The organism is Moorena sp. SIO3H5, from assembly GCF_010692395.1.
In the GTDB taxonomy this organism is placed as follows: Bacteria; Cyanobacteriota; Cyanobacteriia; order Cyanobacteriales; family Coleofasciculaceae; genus Moorena.
This window is the reverse complement of record NZ_JAAHHS010000528.1, coordinates 1-4,436: the sequence shown is the minus strand read 5'-3', so window position 1 is coordinate 4,436 and position 4,436 is coordinate 1. Positions and strand designations below refer to the sequence as shown.

At 46.1% G+C, this 4,436-nt stretch carries 6 protein-coding genes and 1 pseudogene; 4 read left to right on the top strand and 3 right to left on the bottom strand.

All coding sequences use genetic code 11. The features are described 5' to 3' along the window. The 4 genes and pseudogenes from F6K52_RS32880 to F6K52_RS32865 all read left to right on the top strand — a co-directional run. Positions 1-182, top strand: a pseudogene (locus tag F6K52_RS32880) (hypothetical protein); the annotation flags it as partial. Positions 183-245: 63 nt separating this feature from the next. After that, positions 246-881, top strand: a complete 636-nt coding sequence (locus tag F6K52_RS32875; RefSeq protein WP_075896511.1) for a precorrin-8X methylmutase — start codon at positions 246-248, stop codon at positions 879-881. Next, entirely contained in the window at positions 874-1,011 is a 138-nt protein-coding gene (locus tag F6K52_RS32870; RefSeq protein WP_293088774.1) for a hypothetical protein, read from the top strand. The genes F6K52_RS32875 and F6K52_RS32870 overlap by 8 nt, the downstream gene beginning before the upstream one ends. A gap of 155 nt (positions 1,012-1,166) precedes the next feature. Next, positions 1,167-1,640: a hypothetical protein gene (locus F6K52_RS32865; RefSeq protein ID WP_293088771.1), complete on the top strand. Its 474-nt coding sequence runs from the start codon at positions 1,167-1,169 to the stop codon at positions 1,638-1,640. Between the two features lie 3 nt (positions 1,641-1,643). Here the strand turns inward: F6K52_RS32865 and F6K52_RS32860 are convergent, their stop codons facing one another. From F6K52_RS32860 to F6K52_RS32850, 3 genes are all read right to left on the bottom strand, one after another. Then, positions 1,644-1,895, bottom strand: a complete 252-nt coding sequence (locus F6K52_RS32860; RefSeq protein ID WP_293088769.1) for a hypothetical protein — start codon at positions 1,893-1,895, stop codon at positions 1,644-1,646. A 124-nt stretch (positions 1,896-2,019) separates the two neighbouring features. Further along, positions 2,020-2,157, bottom strand: a complete 138-nt coding sequence (locus F6K52_RS32855) for a hypothetical protein (protein ID WP_293088767.1) — start codon at positions 2,155-2,157, stop codon at positions 2,020-2,022. Between the two features lie 60 nt (positions 2,158-2,217). After that, positions 2,218-4,101 carry an alpha/beta hydrolase gene (locus F6K52_RS32850; RefSeq protein ID WP_293088765.1) on the bottom strand — a complete coding sequence of 628 codons (1,884 nt, stop codon included), beginning with the start codon at positions 4,099-4,101 and terminating at the stop codon, positions 2,218-2,220. Positions 4,102-4,436: the final 335 nt, after the last annotated feature.

Below are 4,436 nucleotides of genomic sequence, written 5' to 3'. Positions count from 1 at the left end.
GGAGTGTGGGAGGTGTGGGGAGTGTGGGAGGTGTGGGGAGATGGGGAGAAACGGGAGATGGGGAGAAACGGGAGATGGGGAGATGGGGAGATGGGGAATCAGATCACTTTTGCCTCTTGCCTTTTGCCTCTTGCCTCTTGCCTCTTGCCGATTCCCTACTCATGTGTACTTTATTAACATGAGAACCACTAGAACAACCAGAATAATGTCAAAATAATCACAACCGGTTTGTCTGAAGAGTCCTCATGGAATGGCATATAACTGATGCTCAAAGTCTGGCAATTATTGACCGTGAAATCGGCGAGCATGTCTTTTCACCAGCAGAATACGAGATTGTGCGGCGGGTGATTTATGCCACAGCCGACTTTGAGTATAAGTCTCTGATTCATTTTTCTGAGCGGGCATTACAAGCAGGAGCAGCAGCTCTAGCTGCTCGCAGCACAATTGTAGTGGATGTGCCAATGGTACAAGTAGGGATCACTCCCCACATTCAAGATACCTTTGCTAATCCAGTGTATTGCAGCATGGAAACCCTCACTCGTCCCCAAAAACAAAAGACTAAGGCAGCCTGGGGGATGCAAACCTTGGCTAGACGCTATCCAGAAGGAATTTTTGTTATTGGTCAAGCTCAGACAGCTTTAACAGTATTGGTGGAGTTGATTGAGGCAGAGGAAATTCGACCAGCCTTGGTGATTGGGGTACCTGCGGGATTTGTGGAGGTGGATGTGGCTAAATCTCGGTTGACGGACTCTTTAATTCCCCACATTCGGATTGATGGTCGTAAGGGTTCTGCGGTAGTAGCTGCTGCTATTGTTGATGGCTTAGTAGACTTGGCTTGGCAAGCCTACGGCCAGGATGATATTGATCTCTCACATGCCTAATATCAAGTCTGGTGGAATACCCATAATTAAGGAAAGGGTGGGAGGTGTGGGGAGATGGGGAGATGGGGAGGTGGGGAGATGGGGAGATAGGGAGATTTTTATTCAGGGTAATTATCCTGACATGAGATAAAAGGGCGTGGCTCAATTGTGGAATGATTGAGAATGATGGGTAATGGGTAATGGGTAATGACCTTCGGTCAGCCTTATTGACCACAACCCTGCGTTGGTGATTGAGGCAAATTTGGTTAAGATCCTCTCAGCAAGGGTTTACCGAAAGGGATAAGGATGGCAACTGCGCTTAAAGTAATAGCTCCAGGTTTTTGTGTAAAGTACCCGAAAACTCCTTGGAGTGTGATATATGTCGAAGATGCTTCAGGCAAGTTTAATTTCCGCCTTAGTAGTCGAGACTTCAAATTTGAACCCCGCGATCGCTACCGTTACCCCACTCATGAGGCAGCTAAACGGGCAGCGTTGTGTTTTCTGGAATTACTCAAACGTATAGAGCGATCGCGCATGCGCATGAGCATTCTGCTAGAAATTGGTATTCTTAAATTTCCCCGACAGACCTATCACTCCTATGAAATCTGGTTATTGATTGATCGGACTCGCTATAGTTGGGAGGTAATAACAGCCAATGGTTTTTGTTTCCGCTCCCAGCGCTGGTACAAAAGTCCTAACACTCCGATTCTCAAAGCCAAGAAACATATAGACCGGGAGCTGGCGGTCTATCAAATCAAAAATGTGGTTGGCTGGGTTTAGTAACTAATGACTATCATCAGTATCAAAACACTTATGCCCAATTGTGCCATCAGGAAATAGGTAAAGAGGGCAATACGGTAATTCTATGGGTATGCTCACAATTCTCGTAGGCTCCTGCTGCGGTTGATCATTATGAGGCCAACGAATCCTGTGACTTTTACCACCGACAACATCAGCCATTTTCTGATCACTACTGTCAGAGAGAGAACTGTCACTTTCTAACCTCTCGACGAAACCTAAATCAGAGATTTCCATGGGGAGCGATATATCCAATTTATTTCTATTGATTGTTTATATTAACTTCCCCCATAGCTAATAGAAACGTCTTGCCATATTGGCCATAAGTCACAAAACTTTAAAATCGTCAACTATCAATTAATTAAGGGAATCGGGAATCGGAAGGGAATCGGGAATCGGGAATCGGGAATCGGGAATCGGGAATCGGGAGTAGGAAATCGGTAATCGGTACTGATCTGACTCCCCATCTCCCCATCTCCCCATCTCCCCATCTCCCCATCTCCCTATCTCCCCATCTCCCCAAACCTCCCACACTCCCGACTCCCTAAAACTATATAAATTAACTGATTCGACTTGCTTTTTCCCGGTACTTGTTCACAAGTTTAGTGAACAATTGATTCAGCTGTTCAATGCAAAAACTATTCGGGGTCATCAATTTAGTGTTAGGATAAAAAGAGAATTTATTTGAGCTAATTGACCCATAATCGACGTCCTTAAAGTTGATAGCAACCTGCTGATTTCCCACTGATAGAACTTGAAACCAAGTCGCCATGCTTGGGGGTAATTTTGTACTCAGACGCAAGGAAATTTTTGGACTCGAAAGAGATTGAGCGTAGGCTGGGGTTAAAAATGGTTCATAGCCTTGAGCTTCTGGAGTTAGCTGCTTAATAAAGGCTAAACTTACACCTTTCACCAGTTGCCGTAGGCTATGGGCATCCTCCCCAACCACCTCTTTGACTAACGTACTTCTAGCGATCGCATCGTTAAGATTCTTCGGGTCAGTCACACTGAGGTGAGTGCCACCAATGGCGCTGATCAAATACTTAGACCCCCCCAACTGATTAAAAGACCGTAACTGATGGTCAAGCGCTGGTGTAATGGCATCCTCTGTACCCGTTAACATTAAGGTTGGTACAGTAACATGACGCAAACCCTTAGTACCAAACAAACGCCCGGTTACGCTATTCAATGCGATCGCTTGCACCACTCGCTGATCAGTAAGATTAACCTCGTCTTCTGGTAAATCAGCAGCTGCACATTGGAACCAATCTGCTGGGGATCTGCCCACAGGAGAGCGATTTTTACAAAACCGTCGCAATTCCTCTAAATCGAGTTTTCCCCCAGCCAACGCTAAAGCCGTGTAGCCCCCCAAGGAATGACCAATAATGGTAACTTGTTGAGTATTCAGTTTCCCAAGCATGGTAGAATATCTCTCATTGATGTCAGCCAACTCATCCAGTAGAAAGCTCACATCTTTGGGGCGGTCAACAAACTCCCCCGGAGGTAACAAATCCCCAAGTTTACCTGGTGCTGACAAACTGTTAATCCTGGTAAAGTTGCTGCCAGGATGCTCTAGGGAAGCAACAGTAAGGCCATGAGACGCTAGATGGCGTGCTAAATATCTCAGAAATTTGCGGTCTGCAGCAAATCCGTGGGAGAGAACGACCAAAGGTCCAGTAGTTTCCTCAGCCCAGTATAGATCTACAATAATAGTACGTTGCCGTTGTCGGTCTCTTAGTCTTAGTTTACGCTGTTTAACCAATTGGGGACCGAGAGTAGCAGGGTCAAATTTAGGGCGGAAGGTGGCAGCGTCTGCAACAGCCAAATCTTGCTCTAAGATCGGACCAACTGCTAAACTCTTCCAATAGGAGGCATTAAGCTGTAGGGCAATGCCAACCGCAGACGAAGCATCCAACGTGATCTTTTCTCCTGGGTAAGCCCGTAAGAAACTCAGCACACTTAACCCATTAACTTGCCTTGCTCCTAACAACAGCGCAGCTTTTAATTGCTCTAAACTACTATCGGGGAGTGCTAACCCTAGTCTGTCCAACAACCGTGCCCCATCGCTGGAAAGAAGAAGGTCATTGATAAACGTTTCTGTGGTCTTAGGGTTGAGTTTGAGGCTATTGGTCAAAATCTTCCGGATCTCTGGCGTGAGGATATCTCGATAGGGTTGCAGTGCTCGTGATAACTCCCCTGTCTCAGCAAACTTTTCTAATTCCTTGATAGCGACAGATTGCTCAAATGGCCCCAAGCGTAGAGTGAGATACTCAGCGGCAAAAACTGGTGCAGTCATTGCCCAAAACAAAGTTACAAAGAGACTACCTAAAGCACCCTGTCTGATTTTTTTAAATTGACCTATTGAACCATTACAGTGTTTTTTCTTCACAGAAGATTCAGAGGTATGGCCGTGATCAGACCATGGCAGCTGAAAATTGATCATTAGCAATTTATGCAGAATGTGAGTGCGGATATTCTGATCAAAGCCGACTTAATCAAGACTCGACAAGTCCATCGAAATATTTTTTCTGCAGCACTTCTGCACTAGAGCGTAAGCTATCAGCTATTAGCTATTAGTTATCAGTTATTAGCCATCAGCCATCAGCCATCAGCCATCAGCTTAAGCGCTACGCGCACGCTACGCGAACAGCTATCAGCTATCAGCTTAAGCGCTACGCGCACGCTACGCGAACAGCCATCAGCTATCAGCCATCAGCTTAAGCGCTACGCGCACGCTACGCGAACAGCCATCAGCTATCAGCCCGTTCCCTGTTCCCA